At 56.0% G+C, this 19,704-nt stretch carries 12 protein-coding genes; 7 read left to right on the top strand and 5 right to left on the bottom strand.

Going from position 1 to position 19,704, the window contains the following annotated elements; genetic code table 11:
- Positions 1-191: 191 nt before the first annotated feature.
- Positions 192-2,006 carry an alpha-glycosidase gene (locus NYE26_RS22970; protein ID WP_339250365.1) on the bottom strand — a complete coding sequence of 605 codons (1,815 nt, stop codon included), beginning with the start codon at positions 2,004-2,006 and terminating at the stop codon, positions 192-194.
- A 110-nt stretch (positions 2,007-2,116) separates the two neighbouring features.
- Complete coding sequence (locus NYE26_RS22965; RefSeq protein ID WP_339250363.1) at positions 2,117-2,815, bottom strand: SOS response-associated peptidase; 699 nt, start codon at positions 2,813-2,815, stop codon at positions 2,117-2,119.
- Between the two features lie 113 nt (positions 2,816-2,928).
- Between NYE26_RS22965 and NYE26_RS22960 the strand changes: the two genes are divergently transcribed.
- The 6 genes from NYE26_RS22960 to NYE26_RS22935 all read left to right on the top strand — a co-directional run bounded on the left by NYE26_RS22960 (position 2,929) and on the right by NYE26_RS22935 (position 13,493).
- On the top strand, positions 2,929-3,399 hold the full coding sequence (locus NYE26_RS22960; protein ID WP_036732298.1) for a DUF523 domain-containing protein: 471 nt from the start codon (positions 2,929-2,931) through the stop codon (positions 3,397-3,399).
- 131 nt (positions 3,400-3,530) lie between these two features.
- A complete protein-coding gene (locus NYE26_RS22955; RefSeq protein WP_036732296.1) occupies positions 3,531-4,682 on the top strand; it encodes a cysteine desulfurase family protein in 1,152 nt (383 codons plus the stop codon).
- Between the two features lie 87 nt (positions 4,683-4,769).
- On the top strand, positions 4,770-5,291 hold the full coding sequence (locus NYE26_RS22950) for a PRC-barrel domain-containing protein (RefSeq protein WP_036732295.1): 522 nt from the start codon (positions 4,770-4,772) through the stop codon (positions 5,289-5,291).
- A 14-nt stretch (positions 5,292-5,305) separates the two neighbouring features.
- Positions 5,306-5,515, top strand: a complete 210-nt coding sequence (locus NYE26_RS22945) for a hypothetical protein (RefSeq protein ID WP_036690502.1) — start codon at positions 5,306-5,308, stop codon at positions 5,513-5,515.
- A gap of 243 nt (positions 5,516-5,758) precedes the next feature.
- Positions 5,759-10,312 (top strand): carbohydrate binding domain-containing protein, encoded by a 4,554-nt coding sequence (locus NYE26_RS22940; protein WP_339250358.1) that lies wholly within the window; start codon positions 5,759-5,761, stop codon positions 10,310-10,312.
- Positions 10,313-10,520: 208 nt separating this feature from the next.
- A complete protein-coding gene (locus NYE26_RS22935; protein WP_339250356.1) occupies positions 10,521-13,493 on the top strand; it encodes a hypothetical protein in 2,973 nt (990 codons plus the stop codon).
- Between the two features lie 5 nt (positions 13,494-13,498).
- Here the strand turns inward: NYE26_RS22935 and NYE26_RS22930 are convergent, their stop codons facing one another.
- The gene (locus NYE26_RS22930; RefSeq protein WP_036732293.1) at positions 13,499-15,106 is read right to left on the bottom strand and encodes a response regulator; all 1,608 of its coding nucleotides are present in this window, start codon (positions 15,104-15,106) and stop codon (positions 13,499-13,501) included.
- Positions 15,084-16,832 (bottom strand): sensor histidine kinase, encoded by a 1,749-nt coding sequence (locus NYE26_RS22925; RefSeq protein WP_339250354.1) that lies wholly within the window; start codon positions 16,830-16,832, stop codon positions 15,084-15,086. The genes NYE26_RS22930 and NYE26_RS22925 overlap by 23 nt, the downstream gene beginning before the upstream one ends.
- An 84-nt stretch (positions 16,833-16,916) precedes the next feature.
- Between NYE26_RS22925 and NYE26_RS22920 the strand changes: the two genes are divergently transcribed.
- Positions 16,917-18,506 (top strand): extracellular solute-binding protein, encoded by a 1,590-nt coding sequence (locus tag NYE26_RS22920; protein WP_339250352.1) that lies wholly within the window; start codon positions 16,917-16,919, stop codon positions 18,504-18,506.
- Positions 18,507-18,786: 280 nt separating this feature from the next.
- Here NYE26_RS22920 and NYE26_RS22915 read toward each other — a convergent pair whose 3' ends face one another.
- Positions 18,787-19,476 (bottom strand): glycoside hydrolase family 16 protein, encoded by a 690-nt coding sequence (locus NYE26_RS22915; RefSeq protein WP_036732455.1) that lies wholly within the window; start codon positions 19,474-19,476, stop codon positions 18,787-18,789.
- Between the last annotated feature and the right edge of the window lie 228 nt (positions 19,477-19,704).

The raw sequence follows: 19,704 nt of genomic DNA, 5'->3' as shown, positions 1-19,704 counted from the left end.
AGGGCGATTCTCCTGTCATTGTATAGTGTGTGAAGAACGATTGTCCTTACAAAAGTCTACCACCTCTGGTTGTCTGGTTCGGTGTAACAAACAGCTATAAACAAACAAGCCCCTTCCCGGGGCTTGTCTTTGTTTTTGATTGGCCCGAATGTATGCCAAAAACAGCATACATTGTGCTGGTGCGCAGGTAATCAGGCTTCGCCGCCAGCTTGTCCGCTATACAGAATCCGGTATTCCAGCGGCTCCAGCGTCAGGCGGATCTGATCTCCGTTCATCTTGGCCGGCTCACCGCTAAAGGCATCCTGCCAAGCTCCGCCGCTCAGTGATTGCGTAAGCGTCAGCGGTTCAGCGGAATTATTCATCCAGACTGTGAAGCGGGTGTGCTCATTCCAGCGTTCATACACTAGGGCCCGGCTGCCCGGATCACTCCGCAGGAAGCGGAACTGGCCGGTGCGCAGCACCTCGTGCTCTTTGCGCAGGGCAATGAGGCTCTGATAAAAGCGCAGCAGCTCACGGTCCTGCCGGTCCTCTTCCCAGATCATACATTTGCGGCAGTCCGGGTCGTCTCCGCCGGTAAGTCCGATCTCGTCCCCATAGAAGATGCACGGCGTCCCGGTGAAGGTGAAGAGGAAGGTGACCGCAAGCTTCAGCCGCCCCTTGTCCCCGCCGAGCCGGTTAAGCACTCTCGGGGTATCATGGCTCGCCAGAAGATTGAACAGCACCTCATTCGCCTGCCGGGGATAACGCATGAGCAGCCCGTAGATTTGAGCAGCGAAGGTTCCGGGATCAACCTCCTCGTCGGTCCCGAAGAACTTCAGCAGCCGGTCAGAGAAGGGATAGTTCATTACCGAATCGAACTGGTCGCCCTGCAGCCAGCTGAGGGAGTCGCTCCACACCTCGCCGATGATGAACGCTTCCGGGTTAATTTCTTTGACCGCCTTGCGGAAATCCCGCCAGAATACATGGTCCACCTCATTGGCTACATCCAGCCGCCAGCCGTCGATGTGTACCTCCTTGAGCCAGAATTTGGTGATATCCAGCAGATAATCTCTGGCTTCCGGATGGGCAGTGTTGAGCTTGGGCATTCCGCTGAAGAAGCCGAAGGTATCATAGTTGGCCTTGCCGTCCAGCACCTGAACGGGATAATCATGGACATGGAACCAGCCTGCGTATTTGGAATCCGCTCCATGCTCCAGCACATCCTTGAACGGTGCGAACTCGGAGCTGGTATGATTGAAGACGGCATCGAGGACCACCTTAAGCCCTTTGGAATGGGCGAGATCAACCAGTTGCTTGAGCTTATCAAGATCCCCGAAGCTGGCGTCAATCGTTCCGTAGTCAACGGTGTCATATTTATGGTTGCTGGGAGCCTGGAAGATCGGGGTCAGATACAGCGCCGTTACGCCAAGCTCGGCAATATAATCCAGATGGTCAATCATCCCCTGCAAGTCTCCGCCAAAATAGCTGTCGTGGGTGGGCGGTGCCCCCCATTCGAGCGTCCCTTCGGGGTCATTCGCCGGATCTCCGTTAGCGAAGCGGTCCGGCATAATCTGATAGAAGACCGCAGATTTCGCCCATTCGGGAACCTGGAGCAGGTCGGCCTCATGAAGGTAAGGCATTTCGTAGTAGCCTCCGGCAGGCTCGGGCAGCCCGTCTGTAAAGAAGCCGGATTCTAGCATCCATACGGTTTCCTGATCGGTTTCCAGCCGGAAGCCATAGGAGAAACGTTTGAATTCGGGGAAGATCTCTGCTTCCCAATAATCGAAGAAGCTGTCGGTAGCCACCTTGCGCATGCTCAGCTCCTGATGATGCTGCTCCCAGTCGTATTTATCGCCGATCAGGGCAAATACCCGGTCTACATTGTTTTTTTTGCTGCGGATTCTTAAGTGGTAGGTGTCCTTGTTATAGGCATACGCCCATCGCCCCTGCGTTGAATGATAGAGACATTCCAGCTCGATGGAGGCGCCGGATGCGCTTAAGGACACTGCTTGTCTGCTGGGAGCCATATGAAATTCCTCCTGGGATACGTATTGTGGATGGATATTATGAGGTATGAGCTTTAGTTAATACCCTGGGACCGGAGGTTTCAAACAGCAGATATTTCACCAGGCAGCAGTCAAAATAGGGTGCCCTGCACCGGCTCCGGCCCGGCTCTGCGGATCAGCTCCGGGTAGTCACTCCGAGCATTGCCCACGGCTGGGGAGACGGGATAAGCCATCATCTGTTCCGCATCGTAAGGCCGCAGCAGCTTCATCAGGTAGGGAATATTCCGGTTGTTGCGCTCCAGCCACTGCGCTTCCCCGTCTGCATCCAGAATGACCGGCATCCGGTCATGGATGTCTTTCATGAGAGTGTTCGGAGCGGTGGTGATGATCGTGCAGGTGGAGATTCTGCCGCCGTCCGGACTGGTCCAGATATCATACAGTGCAGCCATGGAGAACAGCTTACCGTCCCGCATCGTGATCCGCATCGGCTGCTTGCCGCCTTCCAGGGCCTTCCAGTCATAGAAGCCGTCTGCGGGAATCACACAGCGGCGGGAGGCCACCAGCCCTTTGAATGAAGCCTTCTCCAGCAGCGTCTCACTGCGTGCATTGATTAGCTTGGCAGCGTTCTTGTCCTCCTTGGACCAGGAAGGGAGCAGCCCCCAGCGGAGTTCTCCGAGCTTATTCTGTGTGCCGTCATGAATAACCGCAGCAATATGCTGCATCGGAGCCGCGTTATACCTTGGCGCATATTGGATGAGCGGATGCTCCCGGATGAAATACTTGGCGATCAGCTCCTCCAGCGTTACCGTAATCGTATATCTTCCGCACATTTTATCTATGCCTCCCTGGGTAGTTAACGGTTTACAGACTGAACAGCTTGTCTTAGCATTATATTAGAATTATATAAGATGAGACTGAAGATTGCGAAGGGGGACGGCAGCACATGATTATCGTAAGCTCCTGCTTGGCAGGAATGAAGGTCAGATATAATGGAACCGATTGTCTGGAGCAGGGCATCCGGCAATTGCTGGACAGCCGGCAGGCGGTTGCAGTATGCCCCGAGCTGCTGGGCGGCTTCTCTACCCCAAGAGAACCGGCAGAGATTATAGGCGGCAGCGGCAGAGATGTGCTGGAGGGGCAGGCCCGGGTGGTTGACAGAACAGGGAATGATGTAACCGCAATGTATATAGAAGGCGCGCATGCCGCGCTGGAGCAGGCACGCAGCTTAGCTGCCACGCTTGTTGTCCTTAAGGAGAACAGCCCTTCCTGCGGCAGCTCAAGGATCTATAACGGAGAATTTGCGGGCGGGAAAATCCCCGGAGAAGGGGTGACCACAGCCCTCTTGCGGCTGCATGGTATTGAAGTGATCTCCGAGGAGCAGCTTGCCGCGCGGTTGCCGGAATTAGAGGGCTGATCGGGAGCGCCAACCATGGACAAATGTTACAATATTGTGTTTATTAACAGGTGGTAAAACAGGCAGTTCAGCAGTATAATCTAGTAGTCCTGTAAGAAAATCCTGAATTTCAAGAAGTGGAGAATTTCGTTATGAAACCCATCTATTTGGACCACGCCGCCTCAACACCGGTTCATCCGGAGGTGGCAGCGGTTATGTATCATATGCTGTTGAACGAGTACGGCAATGCGTCCAGTGTGCACCAGTTCGGACGGTCTGCCAAGAGAATTATAAATGGGGCGCGCGATAGAATCGCGGGCTTTTTGGGCTGTTCCCCTGAGGAGTGGGTGTTCACAAGCGGCGGCACGGAGAGCGATAATCTCGCCCTGTTCGGGGCGGCCTATGCTTCTGCTTCCAAGGGTAGACATATCATTACTACAGCGGTTGAGCATCATGCAGTGCTGCATACCTGCGCGGAACTGGAAGGGCAGGGCTTCGAGGTCACCTATCTTCCTGTCGATTCTACCGGCCGTGTCTCTTTGGAGGATGTAGAATCGGCTCTGCGCGAGGATACAGTACTGATTAGCATAATGTATGTGAATAATGAAGTGGGAACTGTACAGCCTATAGAAGAGATTGGCAGATTAGCGGCCGAACGGGGTGTGCTTGTGCATGTAGATGCTGTACAAGCTCTGGGAACGCTGCCCCTGGTGCTCCGCGATCTGCCGGTAGACTATATGAGCTTCTCGGCCCACAAGATCGGAGGTCCGCAGGGGATTGGAGGCTTGTACGTCCGGCGGGGGGCGCCGCTTATGCCAAGACAGCATGGCGGACTTCAGGAGCGCGGCCGGCGGGCGGGCACGGAGAGTCTGGCTCATACCGCCGGGTTCGCCAGAGCCGTTGAACTGGTTGTACAAGGGCTGCCGGGTCATCATGAGCAGGCTCTGGAGCTCCGCAGAACACTGCTGGAAGAGCTGGACAAGCAGGTCGGAGCAGAGAGATATGTCGTCAACGGAAATGAACAGCATACGGTGCCTGGAATTCTGAATATCAGCTTCCCCGGGGCCAAGACAGATGTGCTGCTGATGAACCTGGACATGGAACGGATTGCGGCAGCCAGCGGCTCAGCCTGTACATCAGGATCTCTGGAAATCTCGCATGTTCTGCAGGCGATGAAGCTTCCGGAAGAACTTTTGAACTCTGCGATTCGCTTTAGTACAGGTTTGGGTAATACTAATGAAGAAATGCAGGTTGTGGCCCAGAAAGTTGGAACCGTTTTGAACCGGCTGCGTACAAAAGACTAGGTTTTCGTGCAGTCTGGCAGACGTTCGGGAGGTCTTTGGCCCATGGGACCCGTATGCAATACTTAAGGTGAGGGGACTTTGGATACCATGAAGCTTCAAGATATGATTGGCCTCACTGTATATGAAGTTGAAGAAGGTACGGAAGTCGGTGAAATAATCGACATTGGACTGGATTCAAACTGGAATATTACGGGTATTGAACTGGAAAGTAAATCTTTTTTTGGAAGGCTTGTGAAAGTTGTGGCATGGGATAATATTGCCGCTTATGGCGAAGATGCTGTCATGATCCGCAATAAAGAGTCGATTGTTAAGGTTGACGCTGACCATATATCCTACACTTTCCTCTTGGGAAAGAACAAATTGAAGGACAGGCAGGTGCTTACAGCATCGGGAACGGTGCTTGGGCGAATATCGGATGTTTATTTTGACCAAAAGTTGGGAAACACAATAGTAGCGCTGGAAATCAGTGACGGGCTTGTAACTGATTTGATCGAAGGCCGCAAATGGCTGCCTTGTTCTGAAGAGATGACTATCGGAGAGGATTCTGTACTGGTTCCCGCGATGAGTGAAGAACGGCTCCAAAATGCCATTAATATTGTTAACGGATAGGTGGAATGTATTATATGAAGTGTCCAAACTGCAACTCCAAGGATATCGGCAAGATCGGCTCCCACCAGTTCTATTGCTGGGGCTGTTTCATCGAACTAACGGTCAACGGCGAGAAAATGTCGGTGTATCAGGTTGAAGAGGATGGCACGCTCAGCTCGCTTGACGATCTGTTCTCGGGTGAAGAGGTTGCACAGGATTTCCCGCAAATCCACGCCTCCTCTTGAGCATTGCCTGATTCATAACCGGCTAACAGTTACATAGATTCGCCGTGCCCAAATACCGGGCGGCTCTTGAAGCCGTCCGGTATTTGGGCTTTTTGCCGTCTGCAAAACAACACTACGAAAGTTGCATCTTTGTTATAAGGGCTAAGGAATTGGTATGTCGTCTCCGGGACACGGACCCTATACTGAAATCGACTGGCACGGGGCCAGAATTCAACAAGGTTCTACACGAGGGGGAATATTCAGATGTACCGCAAAGGAATATCGAAGCTTCTGATTGCCGGATTGCTGCTGTCAGGAATTCAGCTTCCGGGAACTACAGGAATAGCGCAGGCAGATAACGGGAAAGACGCAGACAGGCTGTCTGCATGTACAGGACAGGCAGATGCAGCCCGGGCGGCAGGGTTCACCGATATGAAACAGCACTGGGCGTCGGCTGCAGTGAACAAGCTGTCAGCCGCAGGAATTCTGCAAGGGGACGAGGCAGGACAATTCAGACCGGGAAAAGCGGTCTCACGGGCAGAGATGGCCGCCATCATCAGCCGCGTGTTCCGTTATTCGGATTCGGGCAGCACTGTGTTCAGTGATGTAAGCGCTTCTTCCTGGTATGGCAAGGATGTAAGCCGCGTGAATGCCGCAGGCGTTATTCAAGGCTACGCGGACGGCCGGTTCCAGCCGGGATCGGCGGTCACCCGCCAGGAAGCTGTAACCATGCTGAGCCGGGCGTTCACGCTGGAGGCGGGCTCCCCGGGTGCGCTGGCTGCACAGTCAGATGCGGCAGTGGTCAGCGGCTATGCCCGGGAAGCCGTGAGTGCGATGCTGGACGCCGGTTACCTGCGCGGCGATGCGGACGGCAAGCTGAATCCCAAGGCGCAGATGACCCGGGCCGAGCTGGCCGAGCTGCTGAGCCGGATGGTCGGGTGGATCAGCTCAGGCGAGGGAAGCCAGAAGCTTGGAGCCGTGTCCGGCAATGTGATTGTCAACCGGGCGAATGTGCAGCTCGAAGGCGGCCCGGTCAGCGGCAATCTCTACGTCACAGCCGGAGCAGGGGAAGGGGAAGTCTCGTTCTCGGGCATTAAGGTGCAGGGAACGGCACATATCTCAGGAGGCGGTGACCATTCGGTGGTGTTCCGCCAATCTACCCTGGGACAGATCAAGCTGAATAAGCTTACCACCCTGGTAAGGATGGTACTGGAGGATGGCAGCACCGCAGCGCGCATTGAATTGCTTAAGCCGGCGAAGGTGGAGATCGGAGCGGGCTCACGCGCAGAGACTGTGCTCATTGGCGCAGGCGCTGCAGGATCAGAGATCGTGAGCCGGGGGCAGATCGGCCGGCTTGAGAACCAGGCAGATCGTGTGCTGCTCAACGGCCAGGCACTCAAGTCCGGCGAGACGCTTCGGGACTTGTCCGGCACGGGAGCTACAGCGCAGGCAAGTGCCAAGGCTACCACTGCCCCGGCCCAAGCGGGCGGCGGAAGTGCAGGCGGTGTCACACCAGCGCCAAGCTCAACACCTTCACCAGCGACGCCGGTGCCGACAGCGGCGCCTGCTACCACACCAACCCCAACGCCGGCCCCGACTCCGCCAACCCAGAACAATCCATGGGAGCTGGTGTGGAATGACGAATTCGACGGCCAGGCCATTGATGAGGGCAAATGGAATGTACAGGATACCGGCACGGTGTACAATAACGAGCTGGAATATTATCACCCGGACAACGCTTCGCTTACGACAGAGAGCGGGCAGAGCGTACTGGAGCTGGAAGCCCGGAAGCAGGCTTACGGCGGGAAGAATTATACTTCAGCCAAGCTGACCTCGAAGATGAAGGGCGACTGGACCTACGGCAAATTTACCGTGCGGGCCAAGCTGCCGGTTCAGCAGGGCATGTGGCCAGCCATCTGGATGATGCCAACCGATGACGAGACGCAGTATGGACCTTGGCCGGGAAGCGGCGAGATGGACATTATGGAATTGACGGGACCGGTTGCCGGCAAGGCAGAGGCGGATCTCTATCCAAGAACGGTCCATGGCTCGATTCACTACGACATTCCGCACGCATCCCAGACCAAAACCTATGTACTGCCGGAGGGCCAGACCTTCGCGGATGATTATCACGACTTCACGCTGGAATGGCTTCCGGGCCTGATCCGGTATTATGTGGACGATGAAATGTATTTTGAAACCAAAGACTGGGGAACGATGGCCAAAGGCCAGCCGGATTACTATACGTACCCTGCTCCGTTTGACCGGCCGTTCTATATGATTCTGAATCTGGCCGTGGGCGGCGACTGGCCGGGTGATCCGAAGGCCGACTTCAAGTCGGATAAGATGTATGTGGACTATGTAAGGGTCTACAAGTACAAGAACCTGGACCAATGGCCGGATGTAACAGGCAAGCGGCCGATCGATCCGGGGCACTCGGCCCCGCAGCGTCCTGCCCTGGCAGACGGGAATCAGATCTACAACGGGGACTTCAAGGGTACTGTAGCAGCCCAGGGTCAGCCGGAATATTGGGAATTAATTGAGAATGAAGGCGGGAGCGGAACAGCCTCCGTCATTGATGATCAGGATAAGGGAAAGGCGGTGAAGGTTGCCGTCCATGAGGCCGGCAAACAGAATTATTCCATTCAGCTTGCGCAGAAGCCGCTGCTGCTGGAGCGGGGCAAAGCCTATAAGGTAACCTTCGATGCCAAAGCGGATGCAGCCCGGCCGCTGATGAGCAAGCTGACCGAATTCGGCGGCGGATGGACGGCTTACTCCGGGGAGCGCAATTTCCAGCTTACACCGGACTGGCAGCCGTATGAGTACAGCTTCACAATGGCCAAGGCTTCGGACAATAATGCCCGCTTTGAATTCAATCTGGGTCTGAACAACATTTCCGCCTACTTCGCGAATGTAAGAGTGGTAGAGACAGAAGCACCGCCGGTAGTACGCACCCCGCTTGCTGACGGCAACCTGATCTATAACGGAGGCTTCGATCTGGGAGAAGCGCGGCTCGGATATTGGAGCTTTGCCGTTAGGCAGGGCTCGGAAGCAGCGGCGAAGGCCAATGTAACCAATACACTTGCCCTGCCGATGATGAAGCGGGAATTCCGGGCGGACGTGCAGAAGGCCGGAGGATCGCCGGAGGATGTGACGCTGACCCAGGCAGGAATTCCTGTGTCGGCGGCAGCCGTCTACCAGCTTGCCTTCGATGCGAGATCGGCCGAGGCGCAGCCGCTTGGCATTAAGCTGGCAAGCAGCGGTGGACAGACGGTCTATCCTGACGGAACCACCTTCACGTTGACACCGGAGTGGAAGAGTTATACAGCAGAAATTGAGCTGTCCGGCGGGTCCGGTACGGAAGCTGCATTATCGTTCCTTCTGGGCGCGGCTGCGGGACAGACCGAGCTTGACAATGTGCGTCTGGTACGGATGACCGATCCGCCAGTGCTCACTAACTACCTGCATCTGCGCGGAGACCAGTTCTGGAGCGCCTCAGGAACCGGCCTGATTCCGAGCGGTGAAGGAGGCAAGGATATCACGGATATGGATAAGGGCGACTATGTGGAATACAAGGTGGTACTGCCACAGGCAGGCAGCATTGTTCCGGTAACCCGTGTATCCAGTGTGCGCGCGGATTCGGAGCTTACCCTGTCCGTATTGGATGCCGGCAAGCAGAATGTGGTGACGGAATCTGTCTACAGCACGGCAGTAGGCGATACCGGAGGGCTTCAGTCCTACCGGGCGATCGTTGGAGCACCACTGGAGTTGCCTGCGGGAAGCTATTACATCCGTCTTGGCGGCAGCGGCTACAATCTGGCCTGGCTGGATCTGTCCCGCGAGCTGGTGGTGAACGGCAGCTTCAAGGACGCTTCCACCGACAACTGGACGCTATACAAGAAGGACTGGGATGACAATGACCCGGGGAAGAGCACTGTAATGAAGGCTGTGTATGGAGAACTGCAGGTTAGCCTCGGCGGAACTGGAACGGAGGCTTGGCATGCACAGGTGAAGCAACCGGGCATCCCGGTAGAGCAGGGCAAGAAATATCTGCTGCGCTTCGATGCGGATGCTTCGGTAGGCCGGGATATTAAAGCGCTGGTTCAGCATGACGGGACTGACGATGGCAACTGGACTCCTTATCTGGAACAGGAGCTGAGACTCAGCCAAGACGGCGGACACTATGAATATCTGTTCACTGCCCCGGCAACGGATCCCGCAGCGGTGCTCCAGTTCAGTCTGGGCAAGATCACCGAAGAGCTGGGAGCGCATACGGTCAACCTGAGCCATATCTCCTTGCTTCAGGTAAGCCCGGTGCTGGATGGTGAGGCTTACGGGGAGAATCTGATTCCAAACGGAGATTTCTCAGAGCCGCTTAAGGGCTGGAGCAGCTACTCCTCCGACAACGGGGAGTTAGCCATTGACAATGTGGATGGAGCGCTGCAGATCAAGGTGGGCTCCACCGGCACGAACACCTGGGACCGGCAGGTCTTTTATGAGGGAGTCGCTTACAACGAAGGTAATCATTATACACTTACCTTCAAGGCCAAGGCATCGGCTGAACGCAAAATGAATATCAGCATCGGCTGGCTGGATGTAGCAGACAATTACAACTGGCACGGGTATACGAGCAAAATTGTTGATCTGGGCAGTGAATATCAGGAATATACCGTAGAATTCGATGTTGCCGGAGGCAGCACCTCCATCGGCCGCATTTCCTTCGAGCTGGGGGATATCAAGGATGGCGGCACCGGGCATCTGACGGTGGACGTGGATGATATTGTGCTCACGAATAACGGGACAGCAGCTGCACCTTAAGCACCTTGAACATGCTTTGGATTTTGTTATTCAGGCTTACGATTTGGTATTTAGACTGGCCGCATACACTTCTATAATCATTACATGGAGAACGGGCAACCGTTCTTCATGCTTGTCCAGAACCTTCCCCAATTCTTCGGCCCAATGAGTATACATAACAGGGAATGAGTATCATCCAATAGAAAACAGGAAAAGAGGAGAACCATTCATGATGCTGAAATTCAATACCGCAAGAGCAGCGGCTGCTTCGCCTGAAGATATCCTGAGACAGGCATTCGCAGACCGGATAGACGAGGGCGGCCAGCTAAGCGCCGTCTTCACGGATTCCAGGTGCATCGGGGCTGTTGGCGTAGCGGGCCTTCCGCTTCGGCTGCCTGCCATTCAGGAGCTGCTTAAGCTCCCGGAGGTGGCAGCGCTGCTGCCGAAGGAGACTGGCGCATCGGCGCTGTTCACCGTGAATGATACAGGTACGGAGCTATCCCTGCATATCCGCCATGCCGGAAGACAGGAACAGGCAATAGCTATACCGGAGGCGGCTGCAAACGCGGCACTGGTGCAGCTTCAGGCTGCACCGGGCTGGGCTGGTGCCCTTAACGCTGAAGGCGAGCATGTGATTGACCTGCGTTCCCCCGTTCCGGGTCCGCACTTCGCGGTCAATCTGCTGCTGGGCAACCGGCTGGAGTTCCCTCATCCGCTCCAGACTACACCGAAGAGCGTGGTAGACCGCCTTGGCGGCGGCAGCTTCCGTTCCCATGCGGCTACCCAGGTGCTGGCGACCCGCTGGGATATGCGCCAGGAGGAGAACGGTTTCCCGGCCAACCGTCAATTCTATCTGTTCGAGGACGGGAAGCAGATCTTCTATTCCGCTGATCCGGGCGGAGAAGGCATTGAATCGGCGGTCTGCCGCCATTCACAGAATGTAACCATCATCACGTACCGCCTGTACGGCGGACTTGAGATTACGCGCACCATCTTCATTCTGCCGCATGCTGAGGGTCTGCCGCTGGCGACCGAGCTGCAGCGCGTTACGATTACGAACCATGGAGAGAGCAGCCGCCAGCTTCGTCTGGTGTACACGGGCATGTTCGGTTCGGCAGCACCGGGCGCTCTGTTCGAGGATGTGCTGTATAGCAATGTTATTATGCAAGGCGGCGTATTGCAGGACGCTGATGGTGCCGTGGCTGCAATCAGCCCTGACTACTACCCGGAAGGCGGGCGTCATGATCTGCGCTTCCACACGATGATCATCCACGGGGAAGACGGACCGGTGCTGCCCCGCGAATATTGCGTCAGCTACAATGAGTTCGTCGGCACCGGCTCGCTTCACCGCCCATCCGGCGCGCTGAAGCTAAGCAGCATTCTGCACCGCAAGGGGCCGGGCTTCTTCGCGGTAGCGGGGGAGATTCAGGTTGCTGCCGGAGCCACGGCAGCAGTTGACCAGCTGACGGGCCTTGTCTCCGACAAGAGCGGTGCATCCTGGAGCGATACGGTACTGGAGGAAGAGGTAGGTGCGCTGATCGCCCGCTTCACAAGCCGCAGCTCGGCGGAAGATGCCTTGGCGCAATCCCTGAAGTTCGTGCGGAATTACTCCAGGTTCCTGCAGGTATCCTCCGGGGACGCGGATTTCGACCAGTTCGTGAACCGTAATCTGCCTTTTCAGGTGCTCTACCAGAGCTTTGTCTCCCGTTCTTTCTGTCAGACCCAGAAGGGCTACCGGGAGATCGGCTTCCGTGAAATTCAGGATATGTATGCCTCGATGTATTATTTCGTCGGGATGGGCCGGGGCGGTCTCGTCAAGAGCCTGCTGAAAGAATGGACCAGCATGGTCTTCGAGCTGGGGTATGCGTATCACAATTTCTTCTGGGCCGGCAAAGAGCCGGGCAAATGGTCCGATGATGCGCTATGGCTGATCCAGGCTGTCTACCGTTATGTCATGCTGACCGGAGATTCGGAGTTCCTCGATGAGTCTTGTCCGGTAGCAGGCACGGACACAGAACGGCCGGTATTCGAGACCCTGAGGGCCATTATTGTCTATTCCGGACAGATCTCGATCGGACGCCACGGCCTGCCGCTGCTCGACTTCGCAGACTGGAACGACTGTCTGAAGCTCGATGACACCTACCTGAACGGCCCGGCCAAGGAAGCACTCTACCGGAAGCAGCTGGAGGCTGGCGGTGTCTTCGGGGATTCGCTGGAGAGTGATTATTCCGAGAGCGTCATGAATGCCTTCCTGCTGAAGGTGGCGGTCGATGAATTGTCCGCCCTGGCCGCCCGCAAAGGCGAGCAGGCGTATGCAGATGAGCTGACCGGCTTCGGAGTCAAGCTGCGCGCACGCATCCAGGAGCATGCCTGGAAGGGGGATTTCTTCGCCCGTGTGCTGTTTAACCGCTATGCGAACGGAGAATACACGTATCTCGGCGCTGCCGGGGACGGGATGTCCTCCGATCCTGCGAAGGACGGCTCGTACTTCCTGAATTCGTTCAGCTGGAGCATTCTGGCGGGCTGTGCAGATGAGAATCAGATCGCGGTGATGCTGGACACCATGAAGGCGCATCTGATGACGCCTTACGGCATGAAGCTGGTCTCGCCGGTGGCGCTGGGCCGGGTATCCACGCACACGGCATCGGATGAATACTTCCCGGGTGACCGTGAGAACGGCGGCGTATTCAAGCATGCCTGCATGATGGCTGCTGCGGCTATGTTCAAGGGGGCCAAGGAAGTATCCAGCCCGGATCTGGCAGCAGAGCTCTGCCGCCTGGGTTACTGGCTGCTGGACCGGATTATGCCGTTCAAGACGATGGATGATCCGTTTGCCGTCTGCGGGAATCCGCGGTTCTGCACCCAATACAACAACAGCGAGACTGGTGAGAACATCGGTCCGATGCTTAGCGGCACCTCGACCTGGCTCACCCTCTCGCTGATGGAAGCGCTGGGTATTGAATATACGGAGCAGGGCATAGCCCTGAGTCCGGTGCTGCGGGAAGAGCAGACGGAGCTTACCTACACCTTGAAGCTTGGCAGCTCCTCCTACAGGATTCAGGTCCTTAAGCCGGAGGGCTTCCACCGCATGCAGGATGGGGCGGCCCGCCTGATGCTGGACGGCCGGGTACTGGAGGACGGCTTGGTACCGGCCGTAGATGACGGCTTCGCCCATGAGGTAGAGCTTACCTTCGCAGGCTGACGGAATTACAGCGCCCGGTCACGGTATTCATGCGGGGTCATCCCCGCATATTCCTTGAAGAGCTTGATGAAATAGTGGGCGTTGGAGTACCCGAGCTCCGAGGAAACTTCATAAATTTTGAGCGGCGTATGGATAAGCAGATACGCCGCTTTTTCCATCTTTACCTGACTGATGTAGTCGCTGATCCGCTTGCCGGTCTCCAGCTTGTACATTTTGGAGAGATAGACCGGATGCATCTGGACATGGTCGGCGATGGCCTGTAGGGAGACATAGTGCAGATTGCGGTTGATATACTCATGTACCTTGCGGATCAGCACGGTCCGGCTGTTCCGCCGTTCGGAATCCGTATGCTCTCTCAGCAGAAGGATAACCTCCATGGCCCACTCCCGCAGCTTGTCCGGCGTCTGAAAGGGAGCCTGCTCCAGCAGCGGATTGCCGACAATCTCGCTCAGCAGCTTGTTATTCTTGTGGGCGAAGTAATAGAAGGCCGTCTCCAAGTGCAGACGGGCTTCCTGGATATGCTCCAGTGACCGCTCGGGACTGTGGATCAGCTCCGATACGATAGCGTTCAGCTTATCTTCAATGCCCTGCCAGTTGTTCGCTTCGAACATGTGGAACAGCAGCGGAGGCTCATACAGCGGCTGGAGAATCTCCACGGGCTGGGAGCTGCTGTTATCCGTAGTATCGAGATAGATGCCGGTCTCGCTCCCGATATGCTGGCGGATGGCCGAGATGGCGGATTGATAGAGAGTGTAGACCTGATCCGGGAAGTCTCCCCAGCCGGTGGTCACCACGGACAGGCCGCCTCCCATCAGGGTACTGACATGATTCTGCAGCTGATAGGCAGCCTGGGCCACCTCATTTCCCGGATTGCCGCCATGTTCAAGATCCTCCCTGGGCTGCAGCAGGAATACGAGATAGTCATGCACATCCTTGCAGGACCAGATCAGGAACCGGTCCTGGAACAGCTCCTGGGCGATATTAATGATTGCATATTCAAACAGCAGCATGCTGTGCATATCCTGGCGGCGGAAGAATTCCTCGGGACGGACCACGGCCAGACAGACCGGCTGTCCGGCCCTGAACGGCAGGTCGAACTGGTCCAGCCGCTCCTGAAGCTGCGGCCCGGGCAGCTTCCGTCCCTGCAGCAGCTCCCCGAGCAGGCGGTCCCGCAGAATGGGCAGATGCTCGCGGAAGGTCTGCATCGTCCGCTGGTGGGAGGACCAGGCCTCCCAGTCACTGCGCAGCTTCTCCTGCAGCTTACCGATGACGGCGATCAGCTGGTCATTGGCTATCGGCTTAAGCAGATAGGCACTGGCCTGCTCCTCAATGGCCTTGCGGGCATATTCAAACTCCGCATAGCCGGTCAGCATGACCACCCGGATATGCTTCCAGCGCTTGCGGATGGCGGCAATCAGCTCGGTGCCGGACAGCTCCGGCATATTGATATCTGTGACTACAATATCGATGGGATGACGCTGGAGCAGCTCCAGCGCCTCATACCCGGAATAAGCCTTGTGGACCTGTCCGAAGCCCATCTCCGCCCAGGGAATCGAAATGGACAGATCATCGACCACATAGGGTTCATCGTCAACCAATAGAATTTGGTGCATCAGGTTCCTCTTTCTTCTCCATACGGAGAGTTGTTATTAGACCGCCTTCCGGTGAAGGGGCAATCATCAGGCCGGAAGCCTCGCCGTAATGTAATTTGAGACGCTGCTGGACATTCCATAGCCCGCAGCCTCCATCCTCACGCGTAGTTTCGTTGATACGCGCCTGAAGTGCGGCAATGGCTTCCTCTGTCATCCCGGCGCCGTTGTCCTCGACGGTAATGAGAATGGCTTCCTCGGTATGGCGGCCGGTGATCCGGATGGAGCCCGGGCCGATTTTTCGCTCAATGCCATGAATGATACTATTCTCTACTAGCGGCTGAATCAGCAGCCGCGGAATGTGCAGGTCCAGCAGTTCGCTCTCCATATCCATCTCGTAGCAGATACGCTGCTTCCGCAGGTTCTGGATCTTCAGGTAATTCTCCAGCAGCTTCAGCTCATCCTGAAGGGTGGTGAGGGAATGATCGACCCTGGTGATATAGCGGTAATATTCGCCTAAGCTGAGTGCCATCGCCTCCACGGACTCGGTATCTCCTATGGCAGCCTTGCTCTTGATGAAGAACAGGCAGTTGTAAAGGAAATGCGGATTGATCTGTGATTGAAGCTGCTTCAGATGGGCATCCTTGGCCCGGAGCTGCTCCAGATAGACCTGCTCGATCAGCGACTGAATTTTCTCGGCCATGTCATTAAATTCTTCATTAAGCAGCGTGAACTCCGGGTTGGTCCGGGTATGGATACGGGTAGACCAGCGCCCTTCCTTCATCCGGTTGAGCGAACGCAGCAGAAGGCTCACCGGACGCTGCACCTGGCGGTAGAGCTGCAAGGAGAAAAGCAGGCTCATCACCAGCAGGATAGCCGATCCTGTCAGGAAGGAAGAGCGGCTGCTGCGGATCGGCTCAAGAATCTCCTTCAGCGGTGAATAATGCACGACCTGCCAGTCGATGGCCGAGGAGGGCACCGAGCTGACCAGGAAGCTGCCCTGCTTAAGATCGAAGATGTCGGAGGTACTCTTCCCGGCCGTGATATTCAGTGCCGCGGTGACCTGCTCCGCCATCTGCCGGTCCGAACTCCGCGAGAGGATGACGCCGAATGACGGATGGTACAGGAAGGTGTCCCCCGTGTTCTGCGACTGGTAGGCATCGAACATCCGTTCAATATTGGAGACTGGTAAATACATGGACATCAGCAGCTGCGCCTCGCGCGGCTGGCTTGTTGCCTGGGCAGGGTCCGATAAGAGCAGCCGGAAGCCTGCCTCCGCGCCGGCCCGATCCTCCGAGATATACTCCCAGCCCGCCGGGAGCGGCTTGTGCAGGACAGAGACATCGAAGGACAGCGAGGAATCCGAGCCCAAGGTCTCCCCGCTGAAGGGCTTGTACAAGACAATCCGGTTCTCCCACGTACTGGAGCTGGTCTGGAGGGACAGCTTCTCAAGCACCGTCATAATCGTCTGGGCGGGATCAATAAGATGGCCCAGCTGCGTAATCTGCTCATAATCGCGGATGGTGGGGTCTCGCTGCAGGGCATACATGCTGCCTGCCAGCTGGTTGATGTTGTTATCCATCTGCTGGGTCAGAAATTCCAGATGATTCAGGTCGGTGGTTTTGATCTGACTTGTAATGACTCCGACATCCTTACGGTAGGATGATCCGTAGAATAAGAGTGTGGCGGCAATCAGCGAGAGCAGGATTGCCACCATTTTAATGAACAGGTTGGGACGCCATGCCACCATAAAGATCATCCTTTGCAAGACATTTGCTGTAATATGGAGAAGTGTATCATAAGATTATGAACTCTACGAAAAGCAGGTGGTTACATGAAAGTCCGTTCACCGCTGTTCCTGCTGCTCCTGATGCTCCTGATGTTGTCGGGCTGCTCCTGGGACAGCACCGAATATAGTCAGCCGCCCGCTTCACCGCAGAGTACAGCCCCTTACTTCGATGTTAAGGAAGGCAAATATGATCCTCCGGTAGACCTGTATACCGTAGGCTCCGTGAACCCCAATCTGAACTTTATCAAAGGGGAGAGCCTGGAGCATAACGTACATACGGCCTGGGCCGAGAAGCGGCTTGGCATCCGCATCCGTTATCTCTGGACGATCTCCGGGACCTCAGAGACTTACGCCAACAAGCTGAGGCTGGAGCTGGCCAAGGGCAATATGCCCGACATCGTAACGACCAGAGATGCCGCTATTATCCAGGAGCTGATTGATTCAGGGCAATTCATGGAAGTTGGCGACCTGTTCGAGCAGCATGCGTCCGAGGTGTGGAAGAAGGCTGTTGCCGAGGATGCTTCGGCATGGAACCCCTTCATGCGCGGCGCGCACCGGTATGCCATTCCCATTATGGATTATGAATATAACTCCGATCCGCTGCTCTGGGTCCGCCAGGATTGGCTGGACAAGCTTCATCTGAAAGCCCCGCAGACCCTGGATGAGCTGGAGCAGGTCATGGATGCCTTCGTCAACCGGGACCCGGACGGCAACGGAATCAAGGATACCTACGGCCTGTCGGTCGGATTCCGCAACGGCCCCAGCACTTGGATGGGAGACAGCAGCTGGGTGTTCGGCGCCTACGGTACGGTTCCTGAGCAGTGGAACCGCCGGAGTGACGGCACTCTGGAATACGGCTCCATCCAGCCCGGGGCAAGGAAGGCTGTCCATCTCATGAAGCAATGGGTACAGCGCGGTTATCTGAGCGCTGACAGCGCTTGGCTGGACGAAGAGGGAGCAGCGAACCAGTTCATCTCCGGCAAGGCAGGCATCATTGCCGGACCCTACTGGATGCGCGGCTGGCCGCTGTCCTCCCTGACCAAGAGTGACGCTGAGGCGCACATCCGGGCAATTGCCATCCCTTCGGGGCCAGGTGGGCTCACCATGAGAAGAGGGACCCTGCCTGTCAATGGTGCCATTCTGATTAATAAGCAGATGAAGCACCCTGAAATCTTTTTTACGTATCAGAATTATTTGTTCGATTCATACGCTACCTCGACCGGCGAGTTCGCCCATGGCCTTGCAGAGGGCTATGACTGGTCCATGGCGGGCGGCCAGCCGAGCGCCCAATCTTCGGCGCTGCCGCTGGGCGGCATCCGGGTAGCCTCGTACACGCTAACCTTCGACGGGGCCCGGATTCCCTCCGGGGTCATCCGGGAGATTCCGAAGGACATTGCCCCTGTGCTGCTGGGCCAGAAGGAGGCTTCCCGAAAGGAGCAGTTCACGGGACCTCCGACAGCGACGATGAAGCGTGACGGCGAGCTGCTGAAGAAGCTGGAGCAGAAAAGCTTCATCAAAATTATCTTCGCGGACAGCCCGCTTGAAGAATTCGACGAATTCGTGCACAAGTGGAACACCTACGGCGGACTTACCGAAACCATGGAAGTCAATGCCTGGGACCGCAGCAGCCGCTAAATACCGCAGGGACAAGAAACCGCCTCTATAATAAGGCGGTTTCTTGTCGTAGATACGCTTGGGTGCTTCTGCCTATTTGCCTGGCGGCGGCCCCACCCGAATCTGTTCCTCCTGTGCTGTATTCTTGCTATATATCGTACAGAAGGACGGCAGCAGCCGCCATACCAATGTGGCGATTGGAATAACAAATATTGAAGATGAGCCGCCATGGTCCGCATAGACAAAAGGACCCCGGCGGATGCCGCTTGCGCACCGCCGGGGTCCATCTCCTGCCTGCAAGTTAGTTGCCTGTGAATTTCAGCCAATCGTAATAGGCGTACAGCGGGTTTGCCCCGTTATAGGAACCGAGCCAGGAATCCACACCCGTTCCGTTCCAGAGGTTCATCATGATTTTACCGGGCCGGGAGGGGATGTTGCTGGTGGCCGTATGCTTCAAGACCCCGTCTACATACCATTTAATATAACCCGGCTGCCAGTCGAAGGCGTACGTATGATAGCTCTGGGAAGCATCGAAGCCGAGATTGACAATCTTCTCGTGACCGCCAACACCATTGGTGTAATAGTTGAACTGGACCTTGGTGGTGTCCTTGCCGAGGAACTCAATATCGATCTCGTCCCAAGGCGTGCCGTCTGAAGGCCCGGTGTAGGTGAAGAAGGAGGAGACAATCCCGCTGTTCTTGGCCGGCTTCATACTGACCTCGTATTTGCCGTAGCCGTACTTGTACACAGAGCGGTACTCCGCGCCGTCAAATTTATTATTGCTGGGACTGGTCAGGGCCAGACGAAGCTGTCCGCCACTGGTGAAAGAGATGTTATTCGCACGCCAGGTACAGTTGAACATGGAGCCATTCGAGTAGCCGTCTGCTTTTTGCCAGGTTGCGGGGTTGAAGTAGGTCAGTGGCTCATCAAAGACGGTGGCCGCCGAAACGGACGGAGCTCCTGTCAGCAGACCGGCAAGCAGCAGGGTCATCCCTGCACCGAATAGCTTGTGTAGCGTTCTCCTCATATACAATACCCTCCTCAATAATGTAAGCGTTTTACACTATGATTGTAGCGAACCTTGAGCCCGGCCACTATACCAACCTGCGAACTGAAATAACAAAAAACCAATTTTTTGCAGAGCGGAGTATTTCATTCCCCTCCCACACATACTAATATGCATGATGGTTAAGGGCTGTACACGTTCAGGAGGGAGATT

The sequence above is a fragment of the Paenibacillus sp. FSL P2-0136 genome (assembly GCF_037975325.1).
Lineage (GTDB): Bacteria > Bacillota > Bacilli > Paenibacillales > Paenibacillaceae > Paenibacillus_AQ > Paenibacillus_AQ silagei.
The sequence above is the reverse complement of the archived record's forward strand: the minus strand, read 5'-3'. Positions and strand labels throughout refer to the sequence as shown.